The sequence below is a fragment of the Bordetella sp. BOR01 genome (genome assembly GCF_019218885.1).
In the GTDB taxonomy this organism is placed as follows: domain Bacteria; phylum Pseudomonadota; class Gammaproteobacteria; order Burkholderiales; family Burkholderiaceae_B; genus Bordetella_A.
This window is the reverse complement of record NZ_JAHUWT010000001.1, coordinates 969,431-987,947: the sequence shown is the minus strand read 5'-3', so window position 1 is coordinate 987,947 and position 18,517 is coordinate 969,431. Positions and strand designations below refer to the sequence as shown.

Sequence of the window (18,517 nt, the reverse complement as noted above, 5' to 3'; positions counted from 1 at the left end):
CAAAAACTACTCCTTGCGCCAGTTGCGGCGCGCCTGGGCGGCGCGGGCCAGCAACAGCTCGAGCGCATCGCCATCGCCGTCGGCCATGGCGCGTTCGATCTGGTCCAGTACGGCCCGCACGGCCACCAATTCTGCACCCAGCGCCGCGCGATTGGACAGGAAAATATCGCGCCACATTTCGGGCGATCCGGCCGCGATGCGGGTGAAATCCCGGAACCCCGAGCCTGCCAGGGCCAGCCGCCCTGTCGCATCGTCGGCGGCGGCCACCTGGGCCATGTACGCCGCAGCAAGCAAGTGCGGCATATGGCTGACCGAGGCCAGCATGCGGTCGTGCGCGCCGGCGTCCATATCGATGACGCGGGCACCGCAAGCCTGCCACAGACTGCGCACGCGGGCGACCCCGGCGGGCGTATTCTCGGGCAGCGGAGTAAGAATCACGGTGCGGTGGCGGTATAACGTGGCGTCGGCTGCCTCGGGGCCGCTGCGCTCGCCGCCGGCGATCGGATGGCCGGGCACGAATTGGCCGACGCGCTCACCCAGGGCGGACCGCGCTGCCGCCACGACTTCGGCCTTGGTGCTGCCGGCATCGGTCAGCAGCGTGTCGGCGCGCAGATGCGGGCGCAGTTGTGCCAGCACCGCCCCCAGGCCGCCCACCGGCGTGGCCAGCAAGATGACGTCGGCCTGGGCCGCGGCCTCTTGGGGCGTGGCCGCGGCATCGATCAGGTGCAGTTCCTGGGCCCGCGCCAGCGATTGCGGGTTGCGGCCCACCCCCAGCACGCGTCCTACCTGGCCGGCCTGGCGCAGCGCCAGCGCAGCCGAACCGCCGATCAAGCCAACCCCGACCACCGCCAGGACAGGAATCAGGGGGCCATCGGCCCCCTGCGTCGCACTGTCGGTGGACGCCGGCATCATACGGCCAGGACTTCAGTGAGCGCGGCGATGAACCGCTGGTTTTCTTCAGGCAGGCCGATGGTGACGCGCAGCCATTCGGGCAGGCCGTCGCCGGCCACCGGCCGGACGATGACCCCGCGCTTGAGCAATTCGACATTGACGCGCGGCGCATCGCCCACATGCACCAGCACGAAATTGCCGTAGCTGGGCACATAGCGCCGCGACAGGCTGTCGAATGCCTCGCACAATTGCCGCTTGCCCGCCTTGTTCAGTTCGTACGAGCGCGCCAGGTAGTCGGCATCGCCCAGTGCCGCAATGGCGGCGGCCTGGGCCAGCGTGTTCACGTTGAACGGCTGGCGCACGCGGTTGAGCAGATCGGTCAGGGCCGGTTGCGCGACGGCATAGCCCACGCGCAGACCAGCCAGCCCGTAGGCTTTTGAGAACGTGCGCGACACGATCAGATTGGGGTACTGCCGCACCAGCGCCACGCTGTCGAAGCGCAGCTCCGGATCCAGGTATTCGTTGTAGGCCTCGTCCAGCACTACCGTGACGCGGTCGCCGTGCGCGGCGTGCACGCGCTCAAGGAAAGCCGCCACTTCGGCGCCCGGCACGAAGGTGCCCGTGGGATTGTTGGGGTTGGCAATGAACAGCAGCCGGGTATCGTCCTCGATGGCCTCGAACATGGCGTCCAGGTCATGGCCATGGTCGCGCGCCGGCACCTGGATGTGGCGCGCACCGCGCGCCTGGGTGGCCAGGCGGTAGACCGCGAACGAATGCTGCGCATAGACGGCCGAAGCGCCCGGCTCGAGCAGCGCCAGCGCGGCGATTTCAAGAATGTCGTTCGAACCGTTGCCCAGCGTGATCCAACCCATGGGCACGCCATAGCGTTCGGCCAGCGCGGCCTTCAGGTCGAAGCCGTTGGGATCCGGGTAGCGGGCCAGCGTACCGGCGGCGGCCGCCAGCGCGCGAGCCGCCGACTCGGGCATGCCCAGCGGGTTTTCGTTGGAAGCCAGCTTGACGATGCCGGCCGGGTCCAGGCCGAATTCGCGGGCCAGTTCATCGATGGGCTTGCCGGCCTGGTAAGGCGCAATGGCACTGACGTGGGCGGGGGCAGTCAACGGCTTGATAGCGGTAGTCATGGCGGTGCGGGTACGCGAGGAAGGTTACTGCGCCGGGTACGAACCCAGCACCTTGATGAAAGCAACTTGCGCCTGCAGGTCGGCCAACGCGCGAGCCACCTGGGGATCGTCGCGGTGCCCCAGCACATCGACGTAAAAATAGTATTCCCACTGGCCGGTGCGGGCGGGCCGCGATTCGAAGCGGGTCATGGACACACCGTTGGCCGCCAGGGGCGCCAGCATGTCGTAGACCGCGCCGGCGCGGTTGGGCACGGCCAGGATCAGGCTGGTCTTGTCCTTGCCGCTGGACAGCGGCTGGATGTCGCCTACCGCCAGGAAGCGCGTCCGGTTGTTGGGGTCGTCTTGAATACCCGCGGCCACGATTTGCAGGTTCCAGGCGGGCGCCGCACTTTCGCCGGCAATGGCGGCAATGGCCGGATTGCCGGCGGCCACGCGGGCAGCCTCGGAATTGCTGGCTTCGGCCACCCGGTCCAGGCCGGGATAATGACGGTTCAGCCAGGCTTGGCATTGGGCCAGCGCCTGCGGATGCGCAGCGACAGTGGTGACGCCATCCATCGAGCCCGACTGCGTCATCAGGCAATGGCGGATATCGAGCGAACGTTCGCCCAGTATCTTCAGCGGCGTATTGAGCAGCAGGTCGAGGTTGCGGTTGACCGCGCCTTCGGTGGAATTTTCCACCGGCACCATGCCGACTTCAGCCTGCCCGCCCTCGACCGCACGGAACACTTCATCGAAAGACGAACAAGGCAACGGCTGCACGGCATGGCCAAAATGCTCGAGCGCCGCCTGCTCGGAAAACGAGCCGCGCGGCCCCAGGTAGGCCACGGTCATGCCACGCTCGAGGCCGCGGCACGCCGAGATGATTTCAGTCCAGACCGATGCCACCGCATCGCGGGGAAAAGGCCCGGGGTTCATTTGCTGCAGGCGCCGGATTACTTCGGCCTCGCGTTCGGGCCGCAGCACCGGACCGTCGGCGGCGGCGGCGTGCTTGACCTCGCCCACCTCGAGCGCGGCACGGGCACGCTGCGACAGCAGGTCAAGAATCTGCGCGTCGAGAGCGTCGATGCGCTCGCGCAGGGGCTTGAGCTTGTCTTGCAGGGAATCAGCCATAGCGACGCTCGAAGTCTTGCAGATAGTCGACCAGCGCCCGCACGCCATCGAGCGGCATGGCGTTGTAGATCGAGGCACGCATGCCTCCTACGCTTTTATGACCCTTGAGCTGCATCAGCCCGGCCGCCTCGGCGCCCTGCAGAAACGCGTCATTGAGCGACTCGTCGCGCAACACGAACGGGACGTTCATGCGCGAGCGCACCGGCGCATGCACCGGGTTGCGATAGAAACCGGTGCCATCCAGGTAGCCGTACAGCAGGTCAGCCTTGGCACGGTTGGCGGCCTCCATGCCGGCGACGCCACCCTGTGCCTTGACCCACTTGAACACCAGCCCGGCGACGTAGATGGCAAACGCCGGCGGCGTGTTGTAGCGCGAATGCTCGGCTGCCACGTTGGTATAGTCGAAAGCCGATGGGCAGATCGGCAAGGCCTTGCCGATGAGATCGCGCCGGGCCACCACCATGGTGACACCGGCGGGGCCGGCATTTTTCTGGGCGCCGGCAAACAGCAGGCCGGTGCGCGTGACATCCATGGGACGCGACAGAAAATGCGACGAGGCATCGACCACCAGCGGCACATCGGGCGCGCCCAGCGCAGCCAGATCGGGCCAGTCGGTGAACTCGACGCCATGGATGGTTTCGTTGCTGCAGAAATGCAGGTAGGCCGCCTCGGGGCGGACTTGCCACGTATCGGCCGGCGGTACCCACGTCCAGGGGGCCTGCTCGCAGCCATCGATGTCCGCGGACGCGCCGCTGCTGGCGGCGACATGCGCATGGCCGTAGCGGCCGGCTTCTTTGTGCGAGCGCGTGGACCAGTGGCCGGTCAGCACGAAATCGGCCGCCGGATTGCCGCGCCGGCCGATCAGGTTCATGGGCACAATGGCGTTTTCGCCCAGCCCGCCCCCCTGCATGAACATCACCGCGTAGTCGGCCGGCACGCCCAGCAGGTCGCGCAGGTCGGCTTCGGCCTGGTCGCAGATCTGCACGAAATGCTTGCCGCGATGGCTCATTTCCATCACGGACATGCCGCTGCCGTTCCAGTCCAGCATTTCGTCGGCAGCCTGCTGCAACACCGCTTCAGGCAAGGCCGACGGGCCTGCCGAGAAGTTCCAGGGACGGGCCATTATTGCTCCGTAGGTTCGGTCGGTTCAGACGAAGCGCCGGACTCGCCGCCTTCGGCATCCGTGGCTTCGGATTCTTCGTCATCGACATCGGCATCGCTTTCCACCACGCGGCGCACGCCCGACAGGCTGCTGCCGTCATCGACGCTGATCAGCGTGACGCCCTGCGTGGCACGGCCCATTTCGCGGATTTCGCTGACACGGGTGCGCACCAGCACGCCGCCGGTGGTGATGAGCATGATTTCATCGGACGGCATCACCAGCACGGCCCCCACCACCTTGCCGTTGCGCGACGAGGTCTGGATGGCGATCATGCCCTTGGTGCCGCGGCCATGGCGAGTGTATTCGGCGATGGACGTACGCTTGCCATAGCCATTTTCGGTGGCGGTCAGCACACTCTGCGATTCGTCGCCGGCCACCAGCAGCGCGATGACGCTCTGGGTGTCTTCGAGCGTCATGCCACGCACGCCGCGGGCGTTGCGGCCCATGGGACGCACATCGTTCTCGTCGAAGCGCACCGCCTTGCCGGCGTCGGAGAACAGCATGACGTCGTGCTTGCCGTCGGTAAGATCGGCACCGATGAGATAGTCGCCGTCGTCGAGCCCCACGGCAATGATGCCGGCCTTGCGCGGATTCGAGAAATCCGACAACGGGGTTTTCTTGACCGTACCGCGCGACGTGGCCATGAAGACGAAAGTGTCTTCGCTGAATTCCTTGACCGGCAACACCACCGTGATTTTCTCGCCGTCGGCCAGCGGGAACATATTGACGATAGGCCTGCCGCGCGACCCGCGCGTACCTTGCGGCACTTCCCAGACCTTCAGCCAGTACACCCGGCCGCGATCGGAAAAGCACAACAGATAGTTGTGCGTATTGGCGATGAAGAGCTGGTCGATCCAGTCGTTTTCCTTCATGGCCGTGGCCTGCTTGCCGCGCCCGCCGCGTTTCTGCGAACGGTACTCGGACAGCGGCTGGCTCTTGATGTATCCGGTATGCGACAGCGTGACCACCATGTCGGTCGGCGTGATCAGGTCTTCGGTGTCGAGCTCGGTGGCATTGAGCTCGATATCCGAACGGCGCATGTCCTTGGCGCCGGTCGAGAACTCGGCCTTGATGGCCTGCAGCTCGTCGCTGATGATGGTGGTGATGCGCTCGGGCTTGGCCAGGATATCGAGCAGGTCGGCAATCGTGGCCATCACGTCTTTGTATTCGCCAACGATCTTGTCCTGCTCGAGCCCGGTCAGGCGCTGCAGGCGCATATTCAGGATTTCTTGCGCCTGCGTATCGCTCAGGCGATACATACCGTCGCCTTGCAGGCCGAAGCTTTCGTGCAGGTCGTCGGGGCGGAACGCCGCGCGCCCGCCCGGCGTGTCGCCATCGGCGCGCGACAGCATCTCGCGCACCAGCGAAGAATCCCACGCGCGCGACATCAGTTCCTGGCGCGCCACCGGCGGGGTAGGCGCGGCCTTGATGATGGTGATGAAATCGTCGATGTTCGCCAGCGCCACCGCCAGGCCTTCGAGCACATGGCCGCGCTCGCGCGCCTTGCGCAACTGGAACACGGTACGGCGCGTCACCACTTCGCGGCGATGCTGCAGGAAGTAGCTGATCAACTGCTTCAGGTTCAGCAGGCGCGGCTGCCCATCGACCAGCGCCACCAGGTTCATCCCGAAGGTGTCTTGCAGCTGGGTATTCTTGTACAGATTGTTGAGAATGACCTCGGGCACTTCGCCGCGCTTGAGCTCGATGACCAGCCGCATGCCGTCTTTGTCGGACTCGTCGCGAATATCGGAGATGCCTTCGATCTTCTTCTCGTTGACCAGCTCGGCGATGCGCTCTTGCAGGGTCTTCTTGTTGACCTGGTAGGGAATGGCATCGACCACGATGGCCTGCCGGTTGCCCTTTTCCATGTCTTCGAAGTGCGTCTTGGCACGCATGACGACGCGGCCACGGCCCGTGCGGTAGCCTTCGCGCACGCCGGACATGCCATAGATGATGCCGCCGGTGGGGAAATCAGGCGCCGGAATGATCTCGATCAGTTCATCGATGGAACATCCGGGATTGCGCAGGCAGTACAGGCAGCCGTCGATCACTTCCTGCAGGTTGTGCGGCGGAATATTGGTGGCCATGCCCACCGCAATACCCGAGCTGCCGTTGACCAGCAGGTTGGGCAGGCGCGAGGGCAACAGCAGCGGTTCTTGTTCGCTGCCGTCGTAGTTGGGCCCGAAATCGACGGTTTCCTGGTCGATGTCGGCCAGCAGTTCGTGGGCGATTTTGGCCAGGCGCACTTCGGTATAACGCATGGCGGCGGCGCTGTCGCCGTCGACGGAGCCGAAGTTGCCCTGGCCGTCGACCAGCATGTAGCGCATGGAGAAATCTTGCGCCATGCGCACGATAGTGTCGTACACCGACTGGTCGCCGTGCGGATGGTACTTACCGATGACGTCACCAACGATACGCGCCGACTTCTTGTAAGCGCGGTTCCAGTCGTTGTTGAGCTCGTGCATCGCGTAGAGCACGCGTCGGTGCACCGGCTTGAGGCCGTCGCGCACATCTGGCAGCGCCCGGCCCACGATCACGCTCATCGCGTAATCCAGGTAACTGCGGCGCATCTCTTCTTCCAGCGATACCGGAAGCGTCTCCTTAGCGAAGGAATCCATATATATAGCGACTGACTCGAGTAAGAGAAACCCGGGCTGGGTAAACAGGAAATTCTATCACCCGATTGTCAGATGGTTCCCTGCGCAGGATCCTCGGGGCTCGCGGGGGCCGACCAGATGGCGCGATTGCCGCCCTGTTGCCAAAAACCAACATCCCTGCCGCGCACAGAGAAGAAAAGATCATATCCAGCATCAATGCGCCTTTCGAGGGAAGCCAAAGGTCATCAAATGCCTTAAGATTGTTTCCAGCACGCAGGAGACCCAGTAGCGATCCTTTGAACCTTTTCTGGGCGTTGCTATACTGGCCCCGTTTTCCTGATATGCGGCGGGGGTTCGCTGCGAGTCACTTATCCAGCTTCAAGCTCAACGAGGAGAAACATGAACAAACCCTCCAAATTCGCTCTGGCGCTCGCCTTCGCCGCCGTTACGGCTTCCGGTGCAGCTTCCGCGCAAACCGTGGACAACTGGCGTAATCCGTTCGGCGACGTGTGGATGAACGGCACGAATGAACTGTGCTGGCGCGATGCCTTCTGGACCCCGGCGACCGGTATCCCCGGCTGCGACGGTGTGCCGGTTGCGCAGGCACCTGCCAAGCCGACGCCGATGGCAACCAAGGTTGTCTTCAACGCCGACACGTTCTTCGACTTCGACAAGTCGACCCTGAAGCCGGAAGGCCGTCAATTGCTGGATCAAGTTGCCCAGCAAGCCCAGGGCATCGACCTCGAAACCATCATCGCCGTCGGCCACACCGACTCGATCGGTACCGAAGAGTACAACCAAGGCCTGTCCGAGCGCCGTGCTGCTTCGGTCAAAGCCTACTTGGTCAGCAAGGGTGTCGACCCCAACCGCATCTACACGGAAGGCAAGGGCGAACTGCAGCCCGTCGCTTCCAACAAGACGCGTGAAGGCCGTGCCCAGAACCGCCGCGTTGAAATCGAAGTCGTGGGTAGCCGCCGTTAATTCGACGCGCTAGCCGCTACAATGAAGGGCCTCGCATTGCGAGGCCCTTTTTTTCATCCCGGCGCAGCCGCGCCCTGCTGCCCATGACAACCCAGACATCCACATCCGCCCGCCCCGGCGTCAACGCCGACCAGGCCGAACTGGACAAGTTCGCCGCCCTGGCCGCTCGCTGGTGGGATCCCGAAAGCGAATTCAAGCCGCTGCATGCCATCAACCCGCTGCGCCTGGGCTGGATCCAGGAATATGCCGGCAGCCTGGCGGGCAAGGCAGTACTGGATGTCGGCTGCGGCGGCGGCATCCTGTCCGAAAGCATGGCCGTGGCCGGCGCCCGCGTCACTGGCATCGACCTGGCCGAACGATCGCTGAAAATAGCCCGCCTGCATGGCCTGGAATCGGGCGTGCAAGTGGAATACCGTGCCGTGCCCGTGGAAGAACTGGCCGTCGAGCAGCCCGAACGCTACGACATCGTGACCTGCATGGAAATGCTCGAGCACGTGCCCGACCCGGGCTCGATCGTGCGGGCCTGCGCGGCCCTGGCCAAACCGGGCGGCTGGGTCTTTTTCTCGACCCTGAACCGGAACGCCAAGTCATTCCTGTACGCCATCATCGGTGCCGAATACGTACTGCGGCTGCTGCCACGCGGCACCCACAGCCACGACCAGTTCATCAAGCCCAGCGAACTGGCCGCGGCTGCCCGCCAGGCCGGCCTGCAGCCCAGTGGCATGCGCGGCATGGAATACAACCCGATTACCCAGGCCTACAGCCTGTCTGACGATACCTCGGTGAACTACCTGATGGCCACCCGCAAATGAGCGCGCTGATCCTGTTCGACTTCGACGGCACCCTGGCCGATACCGCCCCTGACCTGGCGGCGGCGGCAAACCGCCAGCGCACGCGGCGCGGCATGGAACCCCTGCCTTATGAAACCCTGCGCCCGGTGGCGTCGCAAGGTGCGCGCGGCCTGCTGCGCATCGCGCTGGGCCTGCTGCCCGACAACCCCGACTACGAGCCCGCCCGGCTGCAATTCCTGGAAGACTATGCGGCGGGCTCCACGGTGCATAGCCGATTGTTTCCCGGCATCGCCGCCCTGCTTGACGGTATACGCGCCCGCGGGCTGGCCTGGGGCATCGTCACCAACAAGGTCACTCACCTGACCCTGCCCATCGTGGAATTCCTGGACCTGACCCGCCACAGCGCGGTATTGGTGTGCGGCGACACTACCGAGCATGCCAAGCCACACCCCGCGCCGCTATTGCATGCCGCCCGCGAAGCCGGCTACGACACCAGCCGCTGCGTGTATGTGGGCGACGACCTGCGCGATATCCAGGCGGCCCACGCTGCCGGCATGCCCGCGGTGGCCGCGGCCTATGGCTACCTGGGGCAAGACGAGAACATCACCACCTGGGCAGCCGAGGCGTGCGCCCGTACGCCCGACGAGCTCTGGGACGCGATCGCGCCCTTGCTGCCGCGCGACAGCCGCTGATCGGCCAGGCCTAGGGCGGGCGTATCGCCGGCCGGGGCCATTATTCTGCCGGCACAAACAGTCATGCCGAATATCCCCTCTTTATCCCGCGGATAGGCTTCAGTACAGTAGCGCCCTGATGTACTGCTCTTGCCGTCCGGCCCGCCGCCCTCTCTTGGCGTGGTCCGGCCCCCGGCGCCTCGCCCGCCGTGCCCGGCCGCATCCCAACCTGTTCCCTGCCCGCTCATTGCGCGCGGCGCCATTGCGCCGCGCACCAGGAATCCCATGTTATTACCCATTTTGCTGCTTTCCACGGCCGGCTTCACCATTCTGACGACAGAGTTCCTGATCGTCGGCCTGCTGCCCCCACTGGCGCGCGACCTGCACGTGTCGGTGTCCCAGGCAGGCTTGCTGGTCACACTGTTCGCATTTACGGTAGCCGTTACGGGGCCGCTTCTGACCGCCCTGATGACCAATGTGGACCGCAAGCGGCTGTTCATCAGCGTACTGGTGCTGTTTGGCGTCTCGAACGCGGCAGCGGCACTGGCACCCAACATCGGCATCATGGCGCTGGCACGCTTCGTGCCCGCCCTGGCCCTGCCGGTGTTCTGGTCATTGGCCAGTGCCACGGCCGTCGAGCTCGCCGGGCCGGCACGCGCCGGCCGGGCCATTTCGATGGTGGCCTTCGGCATCGTGGCGGCCACCGTGTTCGGTATCCCCATCGGCGTGCTGATCTCGGATGCCTTTGGCTGGCGCACCGCCTTCGGCATCCTGGCGGGCGTGGCCTTTGCCAAGGCGCTGCTGCTGTGGGCCTTTTTCCCGCGCCCGCCGCGCCACGCACAGAACGTCAAGCTGACTACCCAACTGCGCATTCTGCGCAATCCCCGGGTAGTTGGCCATGTGCTGTTGTCGCTATTGGTCTTCACCGGCATGTTCACCGCCTACACCTACCTGGCAGACATGCTGGAACGGCTTGCCGGGTTCAATGGCCAATTGGTTGGCTGGTCGATGATGGCATTTGGTGCCATCGGCCTGCTTGGCAACTGGGCCGGCGGCCGGCTCGCCGACCGTAGCGCGCTGGGCGCGACGCTGCTGTTCTCGGCGCTGATGGCCGCAGGCCTGGCGGTATTGGGGCCGGTAATGCGCAGCCCCGGACTATTGGCCGTGGCGCTGGGCATCTGGGGCATCGCCCAGGCGGCGCTCTTCATCGTATGCCACGTGCGCGTGATGAAATCCGCCCCCGAAGCACCTGCCTTCGCAGCCTCGCTGAATATATCCGGCGCCAACACAGGTATCGGCATCGGCGCGATCGTGGGCGGCTATGTCATCGACCACCATGGCCTGGCGACGCTGGGCTTGGCGGCGGCCGGTATTGTGCTGGCCGCAATCGGCTTGGGCGCCCTGCTGGCCGCAGCCCGGCCATCGGCGCGGGCGGTGCCGCAACAACCTTGCGCCAACGCCTGACTGCGCCAACGGCCAGGAGCCATTCAGAGTACAATACAAACACTTGGGGCCGATCCGGATTCGACGTGGGTCGCGAAGCAACTCAGGGCATGCCGAGCACCAGTTCGCTCGTTAAACCACTGGAAACACTACAAACGCCAACGACGAGCGTTTCGCTCTCGCCGCTTAAGCGGTGAGCCGCTGCACTGATCTGTCCTTGGGTCAGGCGGAGGAAGGCAACTTCCTAGGGGGCAACCCCGAACCGCAGCAGCGACATTCACAAGGAATCGGTCTGCACTGGGGTCACACGGTTCAGGCTTAAATTACGTGAATCGCCTTGGTCCGGCCTGTCGGTTGGCTAAGTCCAGGGTTAAATCCAAATAGGCCGACTACGCATGTAGAACTGGTTGTAGAGGGCTTGCGGACGGGGGTTCAATTCCCCCCGGCTCCACCAAATTAGCAAGCATTAGACAGTAGCAGACAGGGGCGGCAAGGGAGACCTTTCCGCCCTTTCCTGTCTTAGGCTGTCCACTGTTTCACACAGAATTCACACCGGATCCACACCGAGAGGCGACCGATGTGCAGCCACTACCAGTGGCATCAAAAAGCGCGAGCAACTGGAGAAGTACTTCCAGGCCCGCGACGTGCCCCTGCTGCCTAAGTGGGACATGTGGCCGAAGTGTGCAGGGGATCTCCTGGTGCCCTATCCGGCCGAGCCGGAGCCCAAATATGCATCCCCCTTCCTCTGCTGTTCAAATAGCGCCACAGCGCCCTGAAAAGAAGCCCGATACCCGACTAGGCGACCCACACCATTCCGAGTGTGCCAAAGCTCGTGGCGGTAGGCGCCGTCAACCCACACCCGGCAGATCGTCCAGCCGGGCGCGCCAGCCCAGTAGTAATCGTCACCCCACCGCCAATCCGCCCCGGAATCGCTCATCTTTGCCACCCATTCGACACTGCAGCCAGCCGCACTATGTAACCGTTCTGGCCGCGTCTAGAGGCAATTCTAAGCACGTATATACTGTATGTCCATACAGTATTTTGCAACCACTCCACCAGCATGACCGACTACCAGTTCGACCTTCTCGCCCGCCTGTTGGACATCCCCTCGCCTGCCCGCGCAGCAGCGCGCGCAGTCCTAATCGATGGTGCCGAGACAGCGGCAGCAGCCCAGCTGCAAGGCTGCGCCGCCGCTGAACTTACCCAAGCCATGGCAGACATCCTGGCCGCGGAGGTCGATATTCGCGGTGCCTTTGTGATGCACGGGCCGAACGAGTTCCGCGTCACCGTCGGACACCACGATACCCATCGCATGCCCGGTGCGGTCACGCTGGCCGCTGGCCAAGTCGTGCGTCTGGTTGCGCATTCCACCGAGCGATGGATTCCCGCGCGTATCGTCTCAGCGCCAGCCCAGGCCGGCGGCTACTACGAAGGGATCATTGTCGAGCAGCTTGTCACGGCCAGCCGCTTTCAGGTTGGCGACCGCGTACGCTTCGGCGAAGACCAGGTTATGTCCCCAGACACTGAAGCCCGACCCGGTGTGCCGGCGCGTCTGCACCGCCGATTCCAGAGGCGGCGCCCTGGCCACGGTGACCAATAAGTGCATGCCGCTTTCACGTTGCCGCCATGCCAGACTGCACCATACAACGCACTCACCGATACGGGCGCCAGCTTGAAGATTGCGACCGGGTCTCGATCCCAGGACCGATATCGATGTATTCCCTCTACCGAGAGAATATGCGCCGCTACGTCCGGTACTTCCAGGTCGTGCGCCGGAACGAGGGAGCGGCCTTACCCCCGCCCATCCCGGATCTGCTGGATGTCGAGCTGCTGACCTTCTCGACCGAGCGGACGATGTGAGAGAGCTGTGGGGCCGTTCGGTGTTGTACTCGACGCGCCATGCTTCCATCAACGATTTAGCCGGCCGCAATGACAGGAACCAGTGTTCGTTTAGGCATTCATCCCGGAACTTGCCGTTAAAGCTTTCGATATAGGCATTCTCCACGGGCTTGCCCGGCCGGATGAACGACAGCGTCACGCCCGCCTGGTAAGCCCAGGCATCCAATGCCTTGCCTGCGAACTCCGGCCCGTTGTCCACGGTGCTGGATCGGGGAAGCCCACGCATCATGGCGATCCTTTCCAAGCCATGGGCCACGCGCAGTCCAGGCAATGACGTATCAACCTCGATGACCAGGCATTCCCGCGTGTAATGGTCCACGACATTCAGGCACCGGAAGCGGCGACCATAGGCCAGGCCGTCGGCGACGAAGTGCATCGACCAGCTCTGATTCGGTCCTGTCGGTTGAGGACGCACCACCCGCTCGACAGCGGCAATGCGCTTACGCTTGCGTTTGCGCACACTCAGTCCGGCCTGGCTGTACAGTCGCCAGACCCGCTTATGGTTTGCCCGCCAACCTTCCCGGCGCAGCAGCACATGGATGCGGCGGTAGCCATAGCGCCGCTTGGCCACCGCCACTTCCTTCATGCGTTCGGTCAGCGCGATATCGCTCACTCGTTTGCTTTCGTAGGCAAACAGCGACCGCGAGATTCCTACCAGCCCACAGGCTCTGGTCACACCCAGTTTGCGCTCGGCCATCAAAATCCTGACCGCTTCACGCCTGGCCTGTGGGCTCACCACTTTCGGCCCAGCAGGTCCTTCAGCGCGGCGCTATCCAGCACTGACTCGGCCAGTAGTTTCTTGAGCCGGTTGTTCTCCTGCTCCAGTTCCTTCAGGCGCTGGGTTTCGGACACCGTCATGCCACCGTACTTCGCCTTCCCGTTGTAGTACGTCGCCTCGGAGATCCCGTGCTTGCGGCACAACTCGGCTGGCTTGGCTCCTGCCTCGGCCTACTTGAGCACTCCGATGATCTGTTCTTCCGTACTTCCAGCTACCGCCATTGAAGATCGGCGTGCCGGGCCTGGGCGGCCCCATCTCGACCGCCGGCAACCTGATGTTCGTAGCGACCACGCAGGACAACTACCTGCGCGCGTTCGACGCGAGCAACGGCAGGCTGTTGTGGGAAGGGCGCCTGCCCGCCGGCGGCCATGGCTTGTTTGGCACCAAGATGGGAGACTATCTGGTGGCCTATGCGCTGCCGGATTGAAGGTTAGCGCGGCGGCGGCTATAGCGATCAACGAGTTTGCCGGCCACCTTCTACGCGCCCTGCTGGAAAACAATCGTACGATGACCATTGAGCAAGACGCGGTGTTCGGCGTGCCACTGCACGGCGCGAGCAAGCACCACGTTCTCGACATCCTTGCCGATACGGACAAGCGCCTCCGTGGATAATCCATGGCCCACCCGTACAACATCCTGCTCGATGATCGGACCTTCATCCAGCTCCGGCGTAACGTAGTGCGCAGTGGCACCGACCACCTTCACGCCACGCTCGTGCGCCTGATGGTATGGCCGGGCCCCTTTAAAACTCGGCAGAAAGGAATGGTGGATATTGATGCATCTGCCTTCCAGCCGCTGGCACATCCGATCGGACAGGACTTGCATATAGCGCGCCAGCACAGTTAGTTCCGCATCGGCTTCTTGCACTACATCCCAAAAACGGTCTTCCTGCTCTTGCTTGCTCTCGTTCATCGGAAGATGGTGAAAAGGGATCCCAAACCAGTCCACCAGGCGACGCATATCGTCGTGATTGGACACCACGCCCACCAAATCCACGCCAAGCTCTCCAGCATGCCATCTGTGCAGCAAGTGATTCAGACAATGGCCCAAGCGTGACACGGCAAGCACGACCTTCATTTTGCGGTCAGACTCGTGTAATTGGAGCGCCATTCCAAATCGGTGGGAGACGGGCAATAGCACATCCAGAAACTCCGATCGCGATGTCACACGGGTGCCCGTCGGCCGGAAAACGGTACGCATGAAAAACATCTCGCTCGTTGCATCTCCGTAATGGGACGATTCGATAATAAACGCCTCTGCAGCCGCTAAAGTCGAAGCAACTGCCGCCACGATTCCGGTCGTGTCCCGGCAGCAGATTGTCAGAACGAACGACTTCATTGCACGACACCTACGCTGAATGCAACGTCTCGCGTGTGGCACAACCACGCATCGAGATAAGAAACGAGTGTTCTCTCTACGAGAATCCAGACTCGTTCGTCTTCGGGCCTGAAGATGAGCACATGAATTTCAGCTAGACGAGCATTGGTTACGCCGCCCCGCTGCGGCAAGGAATATGTATCGACAACCTGGGCCAGCCATTCATTTAACGCCGGCCCCCGAACTTCCAGCACGGTGATTTGCTCCGATACATCGAGCGCAATGCCGCTCGGGCTTCGCCCAGCCTCGAGCAGCGCCACCAACTCGCCAGTTCGTCCGGCTTGTTTGCTGACGACAAGCGCTTCAGAGGGACGTTTCCATAACACGACCGGATCGTCTCCCCGCGCATTTCCCGTGCTTTCGGGCCACCGCATACCGAGATTTTTCAAGATTTCAAGCACGTCTCGATCGCCAGCCATACGACGCACGGACGCAATAGACATTCCTTGCAGAACTTGCCACTGAACACAGGGTTCAGCGATATTCTTACCGGCCATGAATCCGCTCCCCCTTTGCATCATAAAAAGGCGTTTCAACCACCTCCACTTCGACACATCTCCCGAACGACCATGCTTGCAACCGTTCACCGAGCCTATCGGCACCGCCAGCCAGCAAGGCAAGCGCGATCGGTTCGCCCAAGGCCGGACTGAAGTAGCTGCTGGTGACGTGCCCTTGAGGCAAATCACCACGCCCGAGAGTCTTGAGGATGGAACCGACGGCTACCGCAGTTGCGCGGTCGCCAGGCTTGATCCCCACCAACCTCAGTCGTGACGTATCCAGTCCAGCGGGCCTGAGCAATGAACGGCGGCCAACGAAATTTGCCTTTTTCTTGGTCATACCGCGCCACAATCCCACATCCTGCGGCAGCGAAGTGCCGTCAGTATCGGCGCCCACATGGATAAAGCCTTTTTCGGTTCGAAGAATCATGAGCGCCTCGACACCGTACATGCCAACCTGCAACGCCCGTCCGGATTGCCACAGCTCGCTAAACAAATTGCTTGTCTCAGAAGCGGGAAGATTGATTTCGTAACCTAGCTCGCCGCTGAAGCTCGCACGCAACACCCGCACGCGTGTACCTCGCAACGATCCTTCCATCATGGTCATGTGCTGCATATGCTCGGGCGCGAAGGCATCGTCGAAGCCAATGCTATTCAATAGTTTCCATGCCATTGGCCCCGAGACCGTCACGTTGCCCCACTGCGCGGTAACAGGACAAATAAGGACCTGTAAATGGGGATACTCGCATTGCAGCCATTCTTCGAATACCAGGGCGGCCTGTTCCGCGCCACCTGAGGTGGTATTGACCCAAAAGTGGTCACGCCCCAACCTGGAAACGATGCCATCGTCAACGATTACGCCGTTTTCATTCAACCGCACTCCGTACCTGGCAACCCCTAAAGGCATCGTAGACATCTGACCGACGAACATCAGATCCAGGAAATCCGCCGCGTCCGGGCCGTAAATTTCGATCTTGCCCAGGGGCGATCCGTCGAATAGTGCGACACCGCGGCGCACATGGGCCGCTTCCCGCAGCGCGGCAGCGTGCAAGTCTTCTCCTGCCTGAAGATAAGCAGCAGGACGTTCCCACGCGCTGAATTCCTCGAACAATGCGCCCCGCTCGGCATGGAAGTCGCGTGCTTGCAAGAGCCGCAAGGGCCGCAGGCGCATCCCGCTTCGGCCAGCAGAAATAGTATTCAAAGTCACCGGCCGGTAAGGCGCACGAAACCTGGTGGTGCCTACTTGCTGAGGCAGCCTTCCAGTGGCCTGCCCCATCAAAACGATAGCGTTGACATTGCTTGTTTTGCCCTGATCGGTAGCCATGCCGGTTGTCGTGTAGCGCTTGAGATGCTCGACAGAACGGTAATTTTCCAGCGCAGCGATCTGAATATCGCGGGCGTCCACGTCGTTCTGCAAGTCGACAAACTGCTTGCCGGGACGACGACCATACATTGCAAGTGCCGCCTTCGAGGGTCGGTTGTCAGCCGGTACGAATCCGGTACCGCCAGCGATGGGCTCAGGAGCGCCGGACACTCCGAATCGGCCCATCGCATCGGCATGTGTCAAGATTTGGTCGACATCGAAGATTCCTGCGCAAGCGCCCACTGTCGCGACGCAGGCCAGGCGCCTGTCAGGCACAAACATCGAACTCTCTTCCAGCCACCTCAACGTTCCCCCGAACTGGGTATACAAACTTACGTTTGGAGTGGCGCCACCGGCGCTTGCAATGTTGTCGCACGGTATTTTTTTCAACTGGCCGCGCGGCATATCGGCAATGGTGACTCCAGTGACACCATCGGCGCTGCCGTGCACGGCGACAATAGTGCTATTTGGATACCATGCGGCGTGCTCCGGCATGTTTTCAGCACCGATAAGCTGTTCTTCTCGACAGTCGACAATCGCCACAACTTCTATGCCCGTCAGGGCGAGCGTGGACGCGACACCATAAGCGGCGTCGCAGGCCGCCGCAATCACGACTCTTTCGCCGCAGGCAACGCCATATAGCGAGGCATAACGTTCGACCGCTCCGGCCAGCATCACGCCCGGTCGGTCGTTGTCCGGAAACAGCATGGGGCGGTCGAACGCACCTGTCGCAATAATTACTTGATCCGCGCGTATCTTGATCAGGCGCTCTCGCGTGGTGGAACCGGGGCCGCCTGTCTGCACTGCGGTAATCAAGCGCTGATCGTAGGCCCCTAGCGCCGTGGTGCGGACAGACAAGCGCCCGCCCGCCTGCTTGAAAGCGGCGAGCATGGACTGGATACTTGTCATCGAGGCCAATCCTTGTCCATGCGAGGTCAGGCTTCCGCCTGGTTCGACATCCCCATCGATCATCAACACGTCCTTGCCGGACTGTGCCGCCGATAGCGCCGCGCGCACGCCCGCAAGTCCGCCTCCAATAACGAGCACGTCGGCGGTTGTCGATACTTCGCCATATGAATCGGGGTCCGCCAAATCGCTTGCACGGCTCGCTGCGGCCAACCTCCTGATGGCCGGCTCGAACCATTCCCAGCGAGGCCACGTAAAAGTCTTGTAGTAGAAGCCTGCAGGCATGTAGGACGAAAAAAGCCCAAGGCCTGCCAATATGTCGTGCCTGAGGCTCGGCCAGCAATTTCCGCTGCTCACTTCAAGTCCGTTCCGGGCCTGCACTTCTGTCAGGCGCGTGTTGGGCGTGCGTACGCTGCCAGAGCCCACATCCGCAATGCCGGTTGGCTCTTCCGGACCGCAGGAGAAAATACCGCGCGGCCGATGCAGTTTGTAGCTGCGGCCAACGAGCTTCACACCGTTGGCCAGCAACGCGGACGCCACTGTGTCGCCTGCGTACGCATCGATGGGACGGCCATTAAACGAAAACTGCAGCGCCTGTGCACGCTCTATTCGACTGCCCCACGGTTGTACCAAGCGCTTGCTAGGCATTCCGGCCTCCTGTCTCACCCATGCGATAGACCTCAGTCACCTCATGTGTGACGGTATTGCGCAGCACGTTAAACCACTGCCCGCAACCGTAAGTGTGCCGCCAGCGCTCTCTATGCTCGCCCAGAGGGTTGTCACGCATAAAAAGGTAACTGGCCCATTCAGCGTCGGAACAGTCCATAGAGGGGCGTTCCAGGTGCGCTGGCCCGCCGAAATGGAATTCGTTCTCCGAACGTGGTCCGCACCAGGGGCAGGTCAAAAGCATCA

General features: G+C 62.7%; 15 protein-coding genes, 1 other RNA gene and 1 pseudogene. 6 read left to right on the top strand and 11 right to left on the bottom strand.

Annotated elements, in window-relative coordinates; translation table 11 throughout:
• Nucleotides 1-6: 6 nt before the first annotated feature.
• The 5 genes from KW845_RS04700 to gyrA are packed head-to-tail and all read right to left on the bottom strand — an operon-like array spanning nucleotide 7 to nucleotide 6,920.
• On the bottom strand, nucleotides 7-909 hold the full coding sequence (locus KW845_RS04700; RefSeq protein ID WP_218368623.1) for a prephenate dehydrogenase/arogenate dehydrogenase family protein: 903 nt from the start codon (nucleotides 907-909) through the stop codon (nucleotides 7-9).
• Nucleotides 909-2,030: a histidinol-phosphate transaminase gene (gene hisC / locus KW845_RS04695; RefSeq protein WP_218367991.1), complete on the bottom strand. Its 1,122-nt coding sequence runs from the start codon at nucleotides 2,028-2,030 to the stop codon at nucleotides 909-911. The genes KW845_RS04700 and hisC overlap by 1 nt, the downstream gene beginning before the upstream one ends.
• A 24-nt stretch (nucleotides 2,031-2,054) precedes the next feature.
• Nucleotides 2,055-3,140: a prephenate dehydratase gene (pheA, locus tag KW845_RS04690; protein ID WP_218367990.1), complete on the bottom strand. Its 1,086-nt coding sequence runs from the start codon at nucleotides 3,138-3,140 to the stop codon at nucleotides 2,055-2,057.
• Nucleotides 3,133-4,263 (bottom strand): 3-phosphoserine/phosphohydroxythreonine transaminase, encoded by a 1,131-nt coding sequence (gene serC, locus KW845_RS04685; protein WP_218367989.1) that lies wholly within the window; start codon nucleotides 4,261-4,263, stop codon nucleotides 3,133-3,135. The genes pheA and serC overlap by 8 nt, the downstream gene beginning before the upstream one ends.
• Complete coding sequence (gene gyrA, locus KW845_RS04680) at nucleotides 4,263-6,920, bottom strand: DNA gyrase subunit A (protein WP_218367988.1); 2,658 nt, start codon at nucleotides 6,918-6,920, stop codon at nucleotides 4,263-4,265. Before gyrA ends, serC begins: the two co-directional genes overlap by 1 nt.
• A 378-nt stretch (nucleotides 6,921-7,298) precedes the next feature.
• Here gyrA and ompA point away from each other — a divergent pair, with 378 nt between their 5' ends.
• The 5 genes from ompA to ssrA all read left to right on the top strand — a co-directional run bounded on the left by ompA (nucleotide 7,299) and on the right by ssrA (nucleotide 11,239).
• Nucleotides 7,299-7,880, top strand: coding sequence for an outer membrane protein OmpA (gene ompA / locus KW845_RS04675; RefSeq protein ID WP_218367987.1), 582 nt, complete (start codon nucleotides 7,299-7,301; stop codon nucleotides 7,878-7,880).
• Nucleotides 7,881-7,963: 83 nt separating this feature from the next.
• Entirely contained in the window at nucleotides 7,964-8,692 is a 729-nt protein-coding gene (gene ubiG, locus KW845_RS04670) for a bifunctional 2-polyprenyl-6-hydroxyphenol methylase/3-demethylubiquinol 3-O-methyltransferase UbiG (protein WP_218367986.1), read from the top strand.
• The gene (locus tag KW845_RS04665; protein ID WP_218367985.1) at nucleotides 8,689-9,363 is read left to right on the top strand and encodes an HAD-IA family hydrolase; all 675 of its coding nucleotides are present in this window, start codon (nucleotides 8,689-8,691) and stop codon (nucleotides 9,361-9,363) included. The genes ubiG and KW845_RS04665 overlap by 4 nt, the downstream gene beginning before the upstream one ends.
• A 264-nt stretch (nucleotides 9,364-9,627) precedes the next feature.
• Nucleotides 9,628-10,806 (top strand): MFS transporter, encoded by a 1,179-nt coding sequence (locus KW845_RS04660; RefSeq protein ID WP_218367984.1) that lies wholly within the window; start codon nucleotides 9,628-9,630, stop codon nucleotides 10,804-10,806.
• Between the two features lie 45 nt (nucleotides 10,807-10,851).
• Nucleotides 10,852-11,239: a transfer-messenger RNA gene (gene ssrA / locus KW845_RS04655) on the top strand.
• Nucleotides 11,240-11,923: 684 nt separating this feature from the next.
• Here the strand turns inward: ssrA and KW845_RS04650 are convergent.
• Nucleotides 11,924-12,151 (bottom strand): hypothetical protein, encoded by a 228-nt coding sequence (locus KW845_RS04650; protein ID WP_218367983.1) that lies wholly within the window; start codon nucleotides 12,149-12,151, stop codon nucleotides 11,924-11,926.
• 429 nt (nucleotides 12,152-12,580) lie between these two features.
• A pseudogene (locus tag KW845_RS04645) lies at nucleotides 12,581-13,683 on the bottom strand (IS3 family transposase); the annotation flags it as partial.
• Between KW845_RS04645 and KW845_RS04640 the strand changes: the two are divergent.
• Nucleotides 13,683-13,889: a PQQ-binding-like beta-propeller repeat protein gene (locus tag KW845_RS04640; RefSeq protein ID WP_370628175.1), complete on the top strand. Its 207-nt coding sequence runs from the start codon at nucleotides 13,683-13,685 to the stop codon at nucleotides 13,887-13,889. The pseudogene KW845_RS04645 and the gene KW845_RS04640 overlap by 1 nt on opposite strands.
• Nucleotides 13,890-13,939: 50 nt before the next feature.
• On the opposite strand, the gene purU is transcribed toward KW845_RS04640, so the two are convergent.
• The 4 genes from purU to KW845_RS04620 are packed head-to-tail and all read right to left on the bottom strand — an operon-like array spanning nucleotide 13,940 to nucleotide 18,515.
• Nucleotides 13,940-14,800: a formyltetrahydrofolate deformylase gene (purU, locus tag KW845_RS04635; protein WP_218367982.1), complete on the bottom strand. Its 861-nt coding sequence runs from the start codon at nucleotides 14,798-14,800 to the stop codon at nucleotides 13,940-13,942.
• Nucleotides 14,797-15,336 (bottom strand): hypothetical protein, encoded by a 540-nt coding sequence (locus KW845_RS04630; protein WP_218367981.1) that lies wholly within the window; start codon nucleotides 15,334-15,336, stop codon nucleotides 14,797-14,799. The genes purU and KW845_RS04630 overlap by 4 nt, the downstream gene beginning before the upstream one ends.
• On the bottom strand, nucleotides 15,326-18,253 hold the full coding sequence (locus KW845_RS04625; RefSeq protein WP_218367980.1) for a 2Fe-2S iron-sulfur cluster-binding protein: 2,928 nt from the start codon (nucleotides 18,251-18,253) through the stop codon (nucleotides 15,326-15,328). The genes KW845_RS04630 and KW845_RS04625 overlap by 11 nt, the downstream gene beginning before the upstream one ends.
• Nucleotides 18,246-18,515, bottom strand: coding sequence for a sarcosine oxidase subunit delta (locus tag KW845_RS04620; RefSeq protein ID WP_255592470.1), 270 nt, complete (start codon nucleotides 18,513-18,515; stop codon nucleotides 18,246-18,248). The genes KW845_RS04625 and KW845_RS04620 overlap by 8 nt, the downstream gene beginning before the upstream one ends.
• Nucleotides 18,516-18,517 lie beyond the last annotated feature (2 nt).